Below are 15892 nucleotides of genomic sequence, written 5' to 3' on the forward strand. Positions count from 1 at the left end.
AGGAAGCATATGTTAGTTGTCGATTTAAGGGACAGAATGGATCTATTTGAAGAAGCGGTAAAAGTTTTTTGGGACGAATGGGGAAGTGAAACGAATTATAATACCTATTACGATGCCATGTTCCACGCTTGTAAGACTGATGGTGTAATCCCACGGTTTTATATAGTGTTGGAACAAGATCAGATCATTGGGACGTATGCGTTATTAATGAACGACTTCATTAGTCGGCAAGATTTATATCCATGGTTTGCCTGCCTCTACGTCCATCCCGATTATAGGAGCAAGCATATTGGCTCACAGCTGTTAAAGCATGCACAAGAGGAAGTGCGCAAAAAAGGGTTTGACTCTCTCTACTTAGCTACTGATTTGGATGATTATTACGAGAAATATGGCTGGTCCTATTTGGCCGACGGGTATGGAGTGACCGGGGCTGCCATCAAAATATATAAAAAGACCGTCTGAGAGGCGGCTATAAAACGCACGACTGGATTAGTTCCCAGTCGTGCGTTTCAATTAGTGTGTTCCTTTTTTAACTAAGTATGGAGACAAGACTTTCCCCCAAATGGCATAGCCTTTATCATTCGGATGAATTCCATCTTTTAATGTAGAAGGCAATGCGATGTTCTCCTTTTCCATTTCCTCCAACATGGAACCATGTGTATCGAAGTAAGCCCATCCTTTGTCTTTGATAAATTCAGCAGTTGCATTTACATAATCGATGAATGTGTAGCCAAGTGAATTAATCTCTGGGCCGAATTTATTTTCCGTGCACGGGTTTGGTGACATGAAATAGATTTTAGTATTAGGAAGAGCCTCGGAATAGAGCTTATGAAGCTGCACCAGTGATTCGAGCGTCTCCTCAATGGTCACATTTTTGTTGTGATTATTGATAACGGATGTTTCAATGAACAAAACATCCGGTTTTTCAGAAATAATCGGAGCGGTTACTTCTTCCTCTAACAGCCGGACAGAGGTGTAGCCGGAATGTCCATAGTTGGAGATGGTTAAATTACGCAGTGCTTTATGGGTATACCGCAATTTTTCTTGAATAATTCCGCGCCATGTTTTCGATTGATGGCTCGATCCGCTGCCCTTCGTGACACTGCTGCCTGTCACAGCCATTTTCGCTTGTCCTGTCAGCAATGCCCTGTATGTTAAAAAGTCAGCAATCGATTGGTCAGGATTGTATGTCGGGTCAAAAGCTCTCATGGAAGATGAGGCATCGGCACTAACATTCTCTTTTCCATCTGTCCGTGAATAAAAGAACAAGAGTAGACCTAATCCTATGAATAAGAGCAAATTGTAGTTTTTCATGATGTCATCCCCTTAAGTGTTGAGTGGAGCTGGGTACTTTTGTGCATTCTTCAACATTTTTTGACGAGCAGCTTCTTCTAAGTCAATCCCTAATACATGGGATAGTTGCAGGAGATAAATAAACACATCTGCTGCTTCATCAACAATTCCTTCTTTATCTTTAGCAATGGCCTCTTCGGCAGAACGCCATTGAAAATGTTCCAGTAATTCGCTTGCTTCTAAGGATACGGAGATGGCTAAATTTCGGGCATCGTGATTGTTGCCCCATCCACGAACATCCCGGAACTTCAGTATGTCTTCGGTAAGTTGCTTCATCCCAAAATCTCCCTTTTAGTGCTTTTTTATTGAGTATACAATATTTTTTCGTCAAAATGAGTAGAAAGATGTAAAATTCGGAGGAAATTTCATTGTTTAAACCAATTGATCAAAATTTTTTCTATAAACCGACATTAGAGCTCGCAAAGTCGATTGTCGGACAATATATGGTACATGAAACAGAGGCAGGAATCATGGCTGTGAGAATTGTTGAGACAGAAGCATATCAAGGTCCAGAAGACCGTGCTGCTCATAGTTTCGGAAACCGAAAAACGAAACGGACACGAATTATGTTCGAAGATGCCGGCATGGTTTACACATATATGATGCACACTCACACTCTCATGAATGTAGTAAGTGGACCTGAAGAAACTCCGCATGCCATTCTCATCCGTGCGGGAGAACCGGTTGTTGGTGAGGACTTAATGCGTTTAAACCGTGGTGAACATTTGAAACGGACCGATTTAACGAATGGACCTGGGAAACTTGCCAAGGCATTGGGAGTGACAATGGACTACTACGGTCATAAGTGGTTTGAACAACCACTCTACATTGCCGAAGGACCTGGAGTTAAGGAGTTGGAAGTAGGACCTCGTGTGGGCATTCAAAACACAGGAGAAGCTGTCCATTATCCATGGCGTTTCTTTGAAAAAGGGAACCCGTTTGTGTCGAAATATAGATAAGGAGACCACTTGTTTCAAGTGGTTTTTTACTTGTCTATATATCGTTATGTACGATATAATCGTAGTTGACGAATAAAAGAGGTGCAGTTATGACAATGGAGAAAATGATCAATGAGTATTGGACAGATATTTATTACCATTTGCATTATGAACACGATGAAAAAATTACCCATCAAGCCGTTAGGATTCTTCAACATATTGAAAAGTCATCATCTGTCGGAATTAGAGAGATTTCTGACTTCCTGCATGTTTCTCAAAATACAGCTTCGGAGCATGTGAAAAGACTGATTGATAAGAAATTCCTTGAAAAAAAGCGAGATCTTACTGACGAACGAAAAGTAATCTTGAACTTAACGGATCGTGGCAGGGAAGTGCTGTTCCGGAACACTGCTTTGGATGAAGATAAACTCTCTGTCATTCTTAGAAGCCTATCCGATGAAGAGAAGTCGATGATAATGAAGGCATTCAGGTTGATTAGTGAAGGTGCAAAGTCATGTATGTAGTGATGAAAGTAATCACCTCTGCCATCATCATAGCGGCTGTTACAGAAGTAGCAAAACGATTTCCGACGTATGGCGGTATTATAGCTGCACTTCCTTTGGTCAGTCTATTGAGTATCATTTGGCTGAATGTACAAGGAGAATCTTCTACTACAATCAGTAACTTTGCTTTAGGTGTTTTGTGGGGGTTTCCTGCCACTGCTGTCATGTTAGTGATTGTTTACTTTAGCGTAAAAAATTCATTACCACTATTTCTTTCAATTTTCTTTGGGATTTTAGGATGGTTTTTATTTCTTATGGCACAGGAATTCATCATCAAAGTTCTGAAAAATCATCTATTGGCTTAAAGTTGTTTAGTCTAATCCAAAAGTGGAATAGTAATAGAGGACCACAAAAATAAGGAGTGATTGGATATGGCAAGGATTGCAACAGTCATTACAAATATGTTTGAGGACTCCGAGTACACAGAACCGGCAAAAGCCTTCACAGACGCAGGACATGAAGTTGTGACGATTGAAAAAGAAGCCGGAAATGAAGTTAAAGGGAAACAGGGCGTCGCCACAGTACAAGTCGATCAAGGAATTGACGATGTGAAGCCTGAAGACTTTGATGCGCTATTCATTCCAGGAGGCTTCTCTCCTGACCAGCTACGGGCTGATGAACGTTTTGTAAAATTCGCGAAATCGTTCATGGATGCAAAAAAACCGGTACTTGCCATTTGTCATGGACCACAATTACTAATTACAGCGAAGACATTGGAAGGCCGTGATGCAACGGGCTATAAATCCATCCAAGTAGACATGGAATATGCAGGAGCAAAAGTTGCAGACAAGGAAGTCGTCGTTTGCCAAAACCAATTGGTAACAAGCCGGCAGCCGGATGATATCCCGGCGTTTAACCGGGAATCATTACGAGTGTTAGAAGAACAAGTGAAATAATTGGAGGAGCTCATCATGAGCTCCTTTTTTCATCCTTTTCTTTGTCATTCTCATTTAGAATAGGTACCGTGATTTTGCACATAGTACCATTGATAAGTCGCCAGCTTTTGGAGGTGAACGAGATGGCAAAGAAAAGTAAAACAAGCTTTAAGAAAGATAAGAAACCGACGAAAGACACAAATATACGTGAAGAATACTCAAAAGAACTTAATCAGGTCATTCATAACAATCCACCACAAGAAGTGACGAAGCACCGGGGAACTTAGAGAGTTCCCTTTTTTTTAGCAGATTCTTGGCAAAATAGTTTAATTAGATTTATAATTACTTTGAATTCAAGATTTATTAAACTGAGAGAGGGGTTATTAAATGGTGAATCGTTTTGATGGTAAAGTGGTTTTAATCACGGGAGCAGGCTCAGGATTAGGACGAGCTTCTGCATTACAAGTTGCTAAAGAAGGTGCAAAGCTTTCCCTTGTCGATTTAAACACACAAGGTCTTGAAGAAACAAAAACTGCAATTTTGGAAGTTGCTCCTCAAGCAGAGGTCCTTTTGTTGACAGCCAATGTGGCTAATGAGGAAGAAGTTAAAAAGTACGTAGAAGATACAGTTAAGCAATATGGAAAAATTGATGGCTTCTTTAATAATGCCGGAATTGAAGGGAAGCAAAATCTTACAGAAGACTTTGGAATTGATGAGTTCCAAAAAGTTATTTCCATTAACTTGAACGGTGTATTCTACGGAATGAAATACGTTCTTGCTGAAATGAAAAAGCAAGGTTCCGGTTCCGTCGTCAATACAGCATCTGTTGGTGGGATCCGCGGTGTCGGAAACCAATCGGGCTATTCGGCAAGTAAGCACGGGGTTGTCGGTTTAACACGCAACTCTGCTATTGAATATGGACAGTTTGGCGTTAGCATCAAGGCAATTGCACCAGGTGCGATCATGACTCCAATGGTCGAAGGGTCCCTTCGCCAAATGGGCGGAGAAAATTGGGAAGAGGTTGGGAAAGAATTCGTACAACCGAACCCGATGAAGCGTTTTGGTAAACCGGAAGAAGTCGCATACTTAGTAGCGTTCCTTCTATCCGATCAAGCGAACTTCATCAACGCAGCAGTTGTTCCGATTGATGGCGGACAATCATATAAGTACTAAGAAAAAAGGAGAGCTCAACCAGTGAGCTCTCCTTTTTCTATGCCATTATTGACGATCAAGTAACCCAAAAAAACACAATCCCTAACAAAAAGACAGCTGGAGGAGAAAGAAGAAAAACAAAGGCAATTTTGCTTTCTTCTCTTCTTTTGTATAACAAACGATCTGTGAGAGCATAGATTAAGGCACCTAACATTCCTAAAAGTACAACGTCCTTAAGATTAAAGAAAACGCCGAACCCGATACCGAACAATAAATGAAACAGTAAGAATGTGTGTGTCTGGTCCCTTAACCAACGCTTGTTAATATATTCAGATAAGAAAGAAGTGGCATTTCCATACAGGAGAATAATGATTCCACCATAATAGAGAACAACTAAACTCATTCCGTAGAAACTCACAGCACGCTCACTATCACTATCAATTGCAATTAAAAATCCGAAAAAAATTCCAATGAGGGCAGCAGTGAAATAGGTGGCAATCAACTTTCTGCAGATAATATGCATCAACTTTCACCTTCCCCGGAGACAGCTAATAGATGGAAGATGTTTGAGTGTTCCTCAAGTACCTCGAATTCCCCAAGTTTTCCTACGATATGTATTTTAAGAACATAATTTAAATTAGGATCATCACTAAAATATCGGTAGTTTCTATACAGTCTGCTTTCGGACTCGCCTGAGGAACCGTTTGAAAACATTAATATTTTTTGTCTATCTTCATTTGTATTCTTGGTAAGTTCAAGACTAGAGCAATATTCATCCATACAAACCACGCCATACCGGTCCTCTATGAACCGATTGAAATCTTCCGCTGTAGGTCTTGTTTTAATCAAGGTTAAATAATACGATCCACCTCCAATGATGAGAACTAAAAATATAAGAAGAGATGTGAATGTTATCGTATTAATTGTTTTAGGCTTATAACTTTCGATGTTTCGGAATTTCCATAACTGAATGAGGAAGATGATGTGCATGATGAAGGTGAATATTCCGGTTGCTATCGAAATTCCAATCAACAGAACAGCTGCAAATCCCCAGAGGAATGGCTGGATGAGCAATGTACTGATCGATGAAATCATGTAAAGCAGGAAGATGATCTGTATTCTTTTTAAAAGTGGTTCGTTGCCTACACTCAATGCAATATCAAGCATGATCTTGAAGATGAAGAAAATGAGCAACAAATTTCCGACGGACAGGGCAAATAGATAATAGTCCGCAAAAATGGCTGGTTGGATTTCCTCCATCCGAGTGTTATTAATGAAAACATCCGGAACTGAAATGAAGATCAGCAAAAGTGATACCATTTTAACTGACTTATATTTTGTAAATTGATCTGTTAGTATTTTCAGCCCTTTGTAAATGAGAAAGTAGCCAATTGGATCAGCCAAAAGATCGATGACTAAAAAATGAATTTCAAAGTAAACAATGATGAATCCCCAAAAAATCTGCTGGAAAGCAGGCTTCATATTCATCCCCCTATAAACTCTTTCTAATCCAACTGTAACAAATCAGGATATTTTTGTAACCCCTTCCGTTATAATATTAGTAATATTCAAACTTCAAATGACAAGTGAAACTGTTTCTGCGATTGCCGTTTGAACGGATTCAAGGGTAAGTCTTGGGTAATAAAAATAAAGGGGGGATCTGAATGTTTAAAAGAAAAGTTTGTGCTGCCATCGCTGCTTCAATTATAGCTCCTCTACTATGTGTTTTCTGGCTCATGATATTTGAAGGGGAATCAATGACTGGCTCGTTCGGAGCATACTTCTTCTATGCGATGTATGCAGTTCCTTTGGTGTGGGTGTATGGTTTGCCTGTTTCATGCTTATCTGATTTCATTGTCAAAAAGTTAGAAGGTGCTGGCCGGATGTGTGTGGCGTTGCTGATTCATGTTCTCTTTGGTTTTGGATTCACCTTCATTTTCACGCTACTATTGGAACCGGACCTATTTAAATCAGAGCATTTTTTTAGTGGGATTTCGTTCTTTTTCATCTGGAGCGCGACACTCTCTTCCTTAGTATTCTGGGCGGTGGATGAATATAATCGCTGTCGAATAACCGGGGAATGGGTAATTTGTAAGAGAAGTTTAGCTTAGTCATTGATAAAATGTGAAGGAAGAAAATTGTAAAGTATCAAGAGTGTTGATTCAATAGACACTCGAAGAATAGGTGTCTTTTAACAGAGAATTATTTTGCAAATATAAGAAAAACCATCCCCTTTTAAACGGAAGATGGCAGCTCAAAAGTAATGTCTATTAATCTAAATCTTGAATTGGTCGGCATGGATCAGCAGCTTATCGGAAAGAGAGGCAAGCTCTGATCCTGTCTTCTCCACTTCTTTTAAAGCTTCATTCTGCTCAATGAATGTTTGAAGTATTTCTCGTGTATTCCTTCGAGTATTTTCTGAAACCTCTTCTACTTCAATAGTTGACTGCTCAAGTATAGGGATGACATTTTGTAGAATCGTTAAATGTTCTTTCATGACATGTAATTTACTGTTCAAATGATGAATATGTTCCGCAGCATCTTGGAAACTTTTGCGGTTTTCTTTTGTGACCGATTCAAACACTTCTGCGTTTTGCTGCATATCCTCAATGTCTGCAGCAGATTGTTTGACGCTCTCTTCCATGAGCATAATCATTTGCTGGATTTCTCCTGTGGCTGCAGCTGTTCTCTCTGCAAGATTTTGTACCTCATTAGCCACCACCAAGAAACCTGTTCCTGCTTCTCCTGCCCGAGCCGCTTCGATTTTTGCATTGAGTGCAAGCATCCGTGTTTGGTCGGAAATATGTCCGATCGATGCAGTAACTTCTTCGATTGTTAGGAATTTATGATGAAGTTCCTCAATTGTCATAATGACACGCTTCATACTATCGAAGAAAGTGTTCATAGTAGAAGCAGCTTCCGCTAAGGAAGCTTCCCCGTCGTTAGCTACAGTTTCCGTTTGTGCAGATGTTTTGAAAACCTCTTCCATCTCTTTAAACAGACTTCCCATTTCAATTTTCATTTGAAGAAATGCTTTCTTTTGATCTTCTGAAGCACGAACTGTATTTTCTGCACTCAGTTCTAATTCAGTGATTTGATCCTTCATAAAGTCGTTTTTGTGAGTAAGATCAGAGGAACTTACATTTAGTTGAGTTCCAGTCGCTGAAAGACTCTCACTTGTTTGTTTAATGTCCTTTAACATCTGAGACATATTACTAATCATTGTGCGGAAACTTTTGACTAATGATTGGATTTCTGGCGTATTAGTGGGTATTTCGACGTCTGTTCTCAAATCACCCTCTCTTACGATTCTCATCTTTTGCTGTAAGGAGATGAGAGGCTTAGTCACATTTTGAATAGCCACTGTAATAAGAAGTAGTGAAAGCACTAATGCAACAGCAATTGCAATGACGATGAACGAGCGAATCGTATGAATTGAAGTTAGATAGTCTTCGTCAGGAAGAGCAATCACATATTCACCGCCAAGCTCTTGAACTTTGAAAAAACTGATTGTGTAGGGCTCACCTGACAAATTTACGTGGATGGTACCTTTACCTAAATCAGAAATCTTTTTGATAATCGGTTCAGATAGCTGTACAGAGTTTTTACTTACGGAGAATGGAATTGCCTGACCTTCCTTTATGTAGTACATATCTGCTCCGAGTCCATCCTGGACCAGTGAGACATGCTGGCGTTTAACGGCCTTCTCGAGGTCTACCATAAATTGCTCCCGGTCTCCGAGATGTATAGTCATCAGAGTCTTGGCTAAATCATTGATGATGTTCACTTCCCGGTCTAAGCGGGAAGAAATGAGTTCCATTGTGCTGTTTTTCGCCTTTAAATAAGTAGTAGTGCCAATCACTACGGTGGACAAAAGTAGAATGATGGAGAAGAACAGCAATAACCGATATTTAAATGAAAGATTGAATAAACGTGACATTTGCCTCATAGTCGTCCTCTCAAGTAGGTGTTTTTTCTTATTTTCGCATAGCAATGTAAACGGCATGTGAAGGTGTTGTAAAGAATCTGGTCCAAAATGGACTGTGGCTTCTTTGCATATACATGAAGAGATGTTCAACATAAATAGAAAAATGGAGGAGAATATGTGAGGAAAAGTCTCCAAATTGGAGGAGCCTATATCGGACTAGTTGTCGGAGCAGGATTTGCATCTGGACAAGAAATCCTGCAATTCTTTACGAGTTATGGAGCATGGGGCATTGTAGGAGCGGTCATGGCGACAATTCTTTTCGTATTAGTCGGGATGCGGCTTGCTCAACTTGGGAGCAGACTACAAACCACTTCTCATAAGGACGTAATCTATCATATTTGCGGAAAATCGGTTGGCCAAGCAGTAGATCTAATTATTACGCTATGTGTGTTAGGTGTAACCGTCGTCATGATTGCAGCAGCCGGAGCAGTTTTTGAACAACAATTTGGACTGGAGAAACACATCGGAAGTTTAATCATGATCGTCTTCACAATTCTCTCAGTCGTCTTGCATCCGAAGATGATTATTACCTTGGTCGGCTCTTTCACTCCGGCGATCCTAATTGTTGTTTTTATCTTAAGCGGCTATTCTCTCTTTACGATGGAGGGGACCGTAGTTGAGCAGCTATCACTCGCAGCTCAACAAGTTTCAGCTTCGTCTCACTGGCTGTTAAGCGCTTTTCTATATGCTTCCTATAATATAGCTTCAGGAGCTTCGATGCTGGCTGTTATGGGCGGCTCCGTCAAACAGGAGAAAGTGGCCGTCTGGGGTGGAGCGATAGGAGGAATCGGATTAGGGATTTTAATCATACTGATCAATGTATCCATGGTGGCAAAAATGGATGTAGTAGCAGGTTCACCAATGCCGATGCTGCTGATTGCGAAAATCATATCTCCTTGGTTTGGGTTGATCATGGCGTTTGTGTTATTGGGATTAATCTATAATACTGCGGTCGGAATGCTATACGCTTTCTGTGCAAGACTCACTAATCCGAGCCATGCTCGCTTTAATCTATATGTCGGCATTTTTGGAATCGTAGCGTTCTTCTTAAGCTTCGCAGACTTTGCCACGCTTGTCTCTACACTCTACCCTGTGATGGGATATTTAGGTTTCCTTCTGGTGGGGTCGATTATTTTCTCTTGGATTTGGAGAAGGGCTGTATAAGAAAGCTCTCGGGAGTCTTTAATACGGAATTTTCTGTTATTTAAAATCCTTTAATGGTAAAATCAAGTAAAAACAATAAGGGGATGCAATGAAGATTATATTGAAAATTTTAGGGTTTGTTGTTTGTTTGATTTTGTTTTTCGTACTGTTATTAACAGGGAATATCTTCTTTAATCTTACAGGTGGAGTGATCATTAGTTTATTGGCATTTGTTTTTATAATTATCGTTATTGTTTATTCCATTCAATCATTAGTCTATCAAAGGAAAAAACGTTCAACTAATATTCTGGCCATTGTATTTGCAGTTGCTGCAATCCCAGTTTTATTCGTCCCTTTGATATTGAATATATTAATCCAAACCCAATTTTCATTAGTTACAGGAAGTGCTCTAACACCTTCTTATAAAGTGGCTATATTAAGTTATAATGCCATTGGTCAAGCAATTGCTTTTGAAGAAAAGTATGAAATGCTGGAGATTGAAGGTATTAAAGTGCATTATCCGTCCCATGAAAAGGAACATCAAAAGTTAATCGAAACAACTATGGATGCAATACATGATAATGAAACTATGTTTAATGACTATTTTGGTAAACAATCGAACGATGGTTTAAATGTGAAAATTTCGGGTCTTTTGGTGGAAGAAACACATTTTGAGAGTGGTTATTATCGCAGTGAGGAGAAACAGATATATTTGCCAATACCTCTTAAACAGAGCGGTTGGCAGTCTCTATATGAAACAATGGTTCATGAATATGCACACTATCGGTTTCACATGGCTGTATTAGAAAAAGGGGGAGATCCTAAGTATTTTCCCTCTTGGTTTAAGGAAGGGATTTCTACACACCTTCAGTTTATAGATGAAGATCTGAATATAGAAGAGATGAAAGAAAAGGAATTATTGCCCTTCGATGAGATTGCGTTTGATATTCACTGGGATGAAAAGAGATTGGATGAACGATATCATCCTTATTTCCAGTCCAAAAAATTAGTTGATAAACTCGTCGACCAAGAAGGTCTGGAAGTGATTATGGAAATCGTAGATAAAACGATCGAGTATCATTCTTTTGAGCAAGCATTTCTCATTGTCGTAGGAGAAACTACAGAAGACTTTGGAAATGAAGTGATTCGGGATATAGAGCAAAGGATTAATGGAAAATAAGTATTGCCCCCAAAAATTCCATATGGTAAATTATTCATTAAAACCATTTGGGGGTAGAGAGAGATGATCCGACAACTGACAGAAGAAGATCGGCAGCAGACAATGGCATTCGTGTCTAATAAACCGGCAGAGAATTTATTCATTATCGGAGATATTGAAGGGTATGGGTTCGATTCTGCTATACAAAAAGTGTGGGGCGATTTTGACGATACTGGTAAGTTGCGTGGCGTTCTATTGAAGTACGATCAAAATTATATTCCGTATGCACCAGCAGAATATGATGCGCAAGGTTTTGCAGAAATTATGAATGGAGATCAAGACTTCACGTATCTTTCCGGGATTGAGGAAATTGTGGAGAAACTGTCCCCTTTCTTAACAAAAACGCCAGAGAGCCCGCGCGTTATGTATTATGCTAAATGCGAAAATGCTGAAAAAATGCCAGACGTTCCGGAACAACTGGACATTATACGGGCAGTTCCGGATGATGCGGTGCGAATTACGGACTTGATGAAAAGCATCCCTGAATTCGAAGGCGGAAACTACAATGCAGATCATAAAAGGCAGTCATTAGAGAAGGGTTTTGCGAGATGCTATTACATAGAAGAGAACGGACAAATGGTCAGTTCGGCTTCAAGTACGGCAGAAAACAGTCAATCGGCCATGATTGTCGGAGTGGGAACACTTCCTGGATATCAAAAAAAGGGTTATGCCTCTTACTGTATGTCAGTGATTTGTTCTAAATTATTGGAGGAAGGTAAGATGCTCTGCCTCTTTTATGACAACCCTGCTGCGGGGAATATATATAAGCGGATCGGATTTGTGGATATCGGCAAGTGGTGTATGTGGAAATTTTAAGGGTCAAACCGGCTTAATAGGGCCGGTTTTTTTATGAAAAAATAAAACCCATGATTGAACATGGGTTAATAGACGTTTAATAAAGTTTTGCCATATAGAGTTCATCGGTCTTTTTGCCATTGATTCGAAGGGAATTGACCCGAATTCCTTCTTCTATGAATCCAACCTTTTTATATAGGGCGATAGCTTTTTCATTTTCTTTGACGACCGTCAATTCCAAACGAGTAATTCCTGCCTTTTCGGACCATCGATCGGCTTCTTTTAAGAGCGTTGTCGCAATACCTTTTCGTTGGTATTCCTCTTTAACCCCGATGACAATACCTGCGCGATGTTGTGCACGAGGAGCAGATTGGCCGATGACTACCAAGTAACCGGCATATTGTCCATTTAAGAGTGCTATGAAAAATGCAGACTTAGTGGACTTTTTGAATTCAGTGATCATCTTACGGATTCCTTGTACGGATTGCTGACGTTCGTCGTCACCGTAAAGCATGAAATCAGACTCAGATTCCACCGCTTTCTGCAAATTGATCAAAGGACGGGCATCGTCCAACTCTGCTTGGCGGACAATTAAAATGTCCTGTTTTTCTTTGTTTTCTCCACCGTTTGCACCGTTTTCTGATTTTCTTTTAAAAACAACAGATCTGGCAAGATCTACATCTTCTACGTAATAATCGTATGTTGTCCATGCGTGGAAATGACGTGCGGGGGGCTTTGTTTTTTTCCACCAGCTACTGTTTAAATAGGCGGCATTCGGAAGAGGCTGTCCTAAAATATTCTCGAGCGCTTCAAAAGAGAGTGTAATCTCTAACGCGTGAGCTTCTTCAAAATACCTTGCCAACGGGATGTATTTTTTCTCATAATTTGGTGCCATTCTCAATCACCCTATGCCTAAAGAATCATTTTCATTTATAGGATAAGTGTACCATATTTCTTTAAGATATTACTATTTTTCGCAAAATTATTTCGAATTATTTTCCAATTAAAAAAACATTGCCCTTCAAAAGAGCAATGCTGTTAAAGATTTAATGGGAAATTTCAAGCTGCGCAGCTGGACCAAAGAATTCGTAATGGATGTTTTCCAATGGATACCCGAGATCTACCAAGTAATTGATCATGAGCTCTAAGAAGACGACTGGTCCACAAACATAAACGTCTCCGCCTTTTAATGCATGCTCGTCCAAATATTCTTTCGTGATATAACCGCCATCGGGTTCATTGGAATATAGAACTTTGTAAGAAGCGTTTTCCATTATAGGCAATAGCTCTTTAATCTGTTCGTCGAATGCTTGTAGGTTCTCACTTTGTGCTCCATGTAAAAACGCAACTGGACGGGAAGGTTGTTTGTTTGCAATAGTTTCGAACATACTCATCATCGGTGTTATGCCGACACCACCGCTAAGTAAAGTAACAGGCGTATCTTTTGATGTGTCAAGAAAGAATACCCCAGCAGGTGCACTGACCTCAATTCGATCACCAACATTGACCGACTCATGAAGGAAGACGGAAACTAATCCTTCTGGCTTCGTTTGTTCTTCTTTTTTAACAGATATCCGATATTCATCATGGCTTGGCGATTGCGACAAACTATATTGACGTATATGCAAATATTCTTCTCCAGGAACCTTTACACGTACAGAAATATATTGTCCTGGGGAATAAGGGGGTAATGGCTTTCCATCCGCCGCTTTTAAATAGAAAGAAGTAATGACGTTACTTTCCTCTACTTTGTTTACCACTTCAAATTCCTTGAAGAATCTCCATCCGCCTTCTTTAGCTTCAGTTTCTTGATATAACTGCTCTTCTACTGAAATGAACGCATCTGCGATTACACCATAAGCTTCAGCCCAAGCATTGATAATTTCATCAGTTGCGGCATCACCTAATACTTCTTTAATAGCAGCTAATAAGTTTTCCCCGACAATTGGATACTGTTCAGGTTTTATTCCTAAGCTCCGGTGTTTATTAGCAATGTTCACTACTGCTGGAAGAATGGCTTCCAGATTGTCGATATGTTGTGCTGCAGCAAGTACGGCATTTGCCAAGGCAGTTTGCTGGCGTCCGCGTGCTTGATTTGCATGATTAAAAATATTTAATAGTTCTGGATGTTCATCGAATAATCTCTTATAAAAGGCTGTTGTGATGGTAACTCCATGTTGTTGTAATACGGGTGCTGTAGATTTAACGATATCGATTGTTTGCTGTGAAAGCATAGGATTACTCCCTTTCATGGTGTTTGTTTTGTCCTACTACCCGCAGAATACTCCTGTAAAAACTATAAAGCAATATTTGAAATACATCTTTAAAATTTCGGACACATTTGTTTCATGAAAAAGACACAATCGTTATAATGGTAATGCGAAGAAGGTGAAAAAAATGCGCTTGACCTTATACACAGACTATTCCCTTCGAACTCTTATGTTTATAGGAGCGAAAAAGGAAGGACAACTGTCAACTATTAAAGAAATTTCTGAAGCCTATGGTATTTCCAAAAACCATTTAATGAAAGTGACGTACGAACTTGGCAAGTTAGGATACATTGAAACAATACGAGGGCGGGGAGGTGGCATCCGTCTTGCTAAACCTCCTGAAGATATAAATATTGGAACGTTGGTGAGAAAGACAGAAGATGACTTCCATATAGTCGAATGTTTCGATGAAACGAGAAATAATTGTGTTATTTCTCCTGTTTGCGGATTAAAGCATGCGTTAAACCGTGCATTAAATGCATATCTGGAAGTATTGGACGGTTATACATTGGCAGACTTTTTGCTAAATCGCGACACATTGGCCAATATTCTTTTTGACGGCAATTATGATAAGATTATGACTGATAAAGATAAAGATCAGGAGGCGGAAATTATGGACAAAGTATTAGTTTTCGGACACAAAAATCCAGACACAGATACAATTACATCGGCAATCGTATATGCACATCTTAAAAATGAATTAGGAATAAATGCAGAAGCAGTTCGCTTAGGTGATATCAATAACGAAACAAAATATGCTTTGGACAAATTCGGTTTCGAGGCTCCGCGTTTCGTTGAAAAAGTAGCAGGAGAAGCGAAACGAGTGATTTTAGTCGATCACAATGAACGCCAACAGAGCGCGGATGATATTGAAGAGGTTCAAGTTACTGAAGTAATTGACCATCATCGGATTGCTAATTTTGAAACAGCTGATCCGATTTACTACCGTGCAGAACCAGTAGGTTGTACAGCAACTATTCTAAATAAGTTATATAAGGAAAATGGAGTAGGGATTCCTGCGAATATTGCCGGTCTCATGCTTTCGGCGATTGTTTCTGATTCCTTATTATTTAAATCTCCTACATGCACAGAACAAGATATTGTGGCAGCGCGCCAATTGGCTGAAATCGCAGGCGTTGACGCGGAAGAATACGGTTTAGCCATGCTAAAAGCAGGCGCTGATTTAAGTGATAAAACGCTTGAAGAACTTTTGTCCATTGATGCAAAGGAGTTCAGTATGGGTGATTCAAAAGTTGTCATTGCACAAGTGAACGCTGTTGATGTGAATGACGTAATGGGCCGACAAGCGGAGTTGGAAGAACTCATTAATGCAGAAATTGCAGAGAAAACTCTTGATTTGTTCTTCTTTGTCGTCACTGACATTTTGAACAATGATTCGGTCGCTTTAGCATTAGGAGCCCAAGCGGAGAAAGCTGGACAAGCATTTAATGTTCAATTTGACAATCACACAGCATTGCTGAAAGGTGTAGTGTCCCGTAAGAAACAAATTGTACCAGTACTAACTGAAGCATTGAAATAAGAAGCAGCCGGTTCCCGAGGGAGCCGGCTGCTTTTTGCTGAAGTGTTTGGGGATTA

19 protein-coding genes and 1 pseudogene are annotated in these 15892 nt (G+C 39.8%); 13 read left to right on the top strand and 7 right to left on the bottom strand.

The annotated features are described in order from the left end of the window. Window positions 1-9 precede the first annotated feature (9 nt). Complete coding sequence (locus ACFOZY_RS08565) at window positions 10-462, top strand: GNAT family N-acetyltransferase (protein WP_378154351.1); 453 nt, start codon at window positions 10-12, stop codon at window positions 460-462. A gap of 51 nt (window positions 463-513) precedes the next feature. On the opposite strand, the gene ACFOZY_RS08570 is transcribed toward ACFOZY_RS08565, so the two are convergent. Next, window positions 514-1314 (bottom strand): SGNH/GDSL hydrolase family protein, encoded by an 801-nt coding sequence (locus ACFOZY_RS08570; RefSeq protein WP_378154353.1) that lies wholly within the window; start codon window positions 1312-1314, stop codon window positions 514-516. Between the two features lie 12 nt (window positions 1315-1326). After that, entirely contained in the window at window positions 1327-1629 is a 303-nt protein-coding gene (locus ACFOZY_RS08575) for a nucleotide pyrophosphohydrolase (protein ID WP_378154355.1), read from the bottom strand. Between the two features lie 92 nt (window positions 1630-1721). Between ACFOZY_RS08575 and ACFOZY_RS08580 the strand changes: the two genes are divergently transcribed. From ACFOZY_RS08580 to ACFOZY_RS08605, 6 genes are all read left to right on the top strand, one after another. After that, window positions 1722-2312 (top strand): DNA-3-methyladenine glycosylase, encoded by a 591-nt coding sequence (locus ACFOZY_RS08580; protein WP_378154357.1) that lies wholly within the window; start codon window positions 1722-1724, stop codon window positions 2310-2312. An 89-nt stretch (window positions 2313-2401) separates the two neighbouring features. Further along, entirely contained in the window at window positions 2402-2815 is a 414-nt protein-coding gene (locus ACFOZY_RS08585; RefSeq protein WP_378154359.1) for a MarR family winged helix-turn-helix transcriptional regulator, read from the top strand. 2 nt (window positions 2816-2817) lie between these two features. Further along, complete coding sequence (locus ACFOZY_RS08590) at window positions 2818-3159, top strand: DUF3147 family protein (RefSeq protein ID WP_378154517.1); 342 nt, start codon at window positions 2818-2820, stop codon at window positions 3157-3159. Between the two features lie 66 nt (window positions 3160-3225). Continuing rightward, the gene (locus ACFOZY_RS08595) at window positions 3226-3750 is read left to right on the top strand and encodes a type 1 glutamine amidotransferase domain-containing protein (RefSeq protein WP_378154362.1); all 525 of its coding nucleotides are present in this window, start codon (window positions 3226-3228) and stop codon (window positions 3748-3750) included. A 122-nt stretch (window positions 3751-3872) separates the two neighbouring features. Continuing rightward, window positions 3873-4016 (top strand): hypothetical protein, encoded by a 144-nt coding sequence (locus tag ACFOZY_RS08600; protein ID WP_378154364.1) that lies wholly within the window; start codon window positions 3873-3875, stop codon window positions 4014-4016. Between the two features lie 100 nt (window positions 4017-4116). Further along, window positions 4117-4902 carry an SDR family oxidoreductase gene (locus ACFOZY_RS08605; RefSeq protein WP_378154366.1) on the top strand — a complete coding sequence of 262 codons (786 nt, stop codon included), beginning with the start codon at window positions 4117-4119 and terminating at the stop codon, window positions 4900-4902. 55 nt (window positions 4903-4957) lie between these two features. Here the strand turns inward: ACFOZY_RS08605 and ACFOZY_RS08610 are convergent, their stop codons facing one another. Together ACFOZY_RS08610 and ACFOZY_RS08615 are read right to left on the bottom strand one after the other, a co-directional pair. After that, entirely contained in the window at window positions 4958-5407 is a 450-nt protein-coding gene (locus ACFOZY_RS08610) for a hypothetical protein (protein WP_378154368.1), read from the bottom strand. Next, window positions 5404-6363 carry a hypothetical protein gene (locus ACFOZY_RS08615; protein WP_378154370.1) on the bottom strand — a complete coding sequence of 320 codons (960 nt, stop codon included), beginning with the start codon at window positions 6361-6363 and terminating at the stop codon, window positions 5404-5406. Before ACFOZY_RS08615 ends, ACFOZY_RS08610 begins: the two co-directional genes overlap by 4 nt. Before the next feature lie 182 nt (window positions 6364-6545). On the opposite strand from ACFOZY_RS08615, the gene ACFOZY_RS08620 reads away from it, so the two are divergent. Then, complete coding sequence (locus tag ACFOZY_RS08620) at window positions 6546-6992, top strand: hypothetical protein (protein ID WP_378154372.1); 447 nt, start codon at window positions 6546-6548, stop codon at window positions 6990-6992. Between the two features lie 164 nt (window positions 6993-7156). Here the strand turns inward: ACFOZY_RS08620 and ACFOZY_RS08625 are convergent, their stop codons facing one another. Continuing rightward, on the bottom strand, window positions 7157-8830 hold the full coding sequence (locus ACFOZY_RS08625) for a methyl-accepting chemotaxis protein (protein ID WP_378154374.1): 1674 nt from the start codon (window positions 8828-8830) through the stop codon (window positions 7157-7159). Between the two features lie 156 nt (window positions 8831-8986). Between ACFOZY_RS08625 and ACFOZY_RS08630 the strand changes: the two genes are divergently transcribed. The 3 genes from ACFOZY_RS08630 to ACFOZY_RS08640 all read left to right on the top strand — a co-directional run bounded on the left by ACFOZY_RS08630 (window position 8987) and on the right by ACFOZY_RS08640 (window position 12047). Continuing rightward, window positions 8987-10033: a YkvI family membrane protein gene (locus tag ACFOZY_RS08630; RefSeq protein ID WP_378154377.1), complete on the top strand. Its 1047-nt coding sequence runs from the start codon at window positions 8987-8989 to the stop codon at window positions 10031-10033. Between the two features lie 88 nt (window positions 10034-10121). Continuing rightward, window positions 10122-11192 (top strand): hypothetical protein, encoded by a 1071-nt coding sequence (locus ACFOZY_RS08635; protein ID WP_378154379.1) that lies wholly within the window; start codon window positions 10122-10124, stop codon window positions 11190-11192. A gap of 63 nt (window positions 11193-11255) precedes the next feature. Further along, window positions 11256-12047 (top strand): GNAT family N-acetyltransferase, encoded by a 792-nt coding sequence (locus ACFOZY_RS08640; RefSeq protein ID WP_378154381.1) that lies wholly within the window; start codon window positions 11256-11258, stop codon window positions 12045-12047. A gap of 76 nt (window positions 12048-12123) precedes the next feature. On the opposite strand, the gene ACFOZY_RS08645 is transcribed toward ACFOZY_RS08640, so the two are convergent. Together ACFOZY_RS08645 and hmpA are read right to left on the bottom strand one after the other, a co-directional pair. Next, window positions 12124-12921, bottom strand: a complete 798-nt coding sequence (locus ACFOZY_RS08645; RefSeq protein WP_378154383.1) for a GNAT family N-acetyltransferase — start codon at window positions 12919-12921, stop codon at window positions 12124-12126. A gap of 151 nt (window positions 12922-13072) precedes the next feature. Continuing rightward, window positions 13073-14260: an NO-inducible flavohemoprotein gene (gene hmpA / locus ACFOZY_RS08650; RefSeq protein WP_378154386.1), complete on the bottom strand. Its 1188-nt coding sequence runs from the start codon at window positions 14258-14260 to the stop codon at window positions 13073-13075. 163 nt (window positions 14261-14423) lie between these two features. Between hmpA and ACFOZY_RS08655 the strand changes: the two are divergent. Then, window positions 14424-14807 (top strand): annotated as a pseudogene (locus tag ACFOZY_RS08655) (RrF2 family transcriptional regulator); the annotation flags it as partial. A gap of 102 nt (window positions 14808-14909) precedes the next feature. Continuing rightward, window positions 14910-15836, top strand: a complete 927-nt coding sequence (locus ACFOZY_RS08660; RefSeq protein ID WP_378154519.1) for a manganese-dependent inorganic pyrophosphatase — start codon at window positions 14910-14912, stop codon at window positions 15834-15836. Window positions 15837-15892: the final 56 nt, after the last annotated feature.

The organism is Chungangia koreensis, from assembly GCF_042651785.1.
GTDB classification, from domain to species: domain Bacteria; phylum Bacillota; class Bacilli; order Bacillales_A; family Planococcaceae; genus Chungangia; species Chungangia koreensis.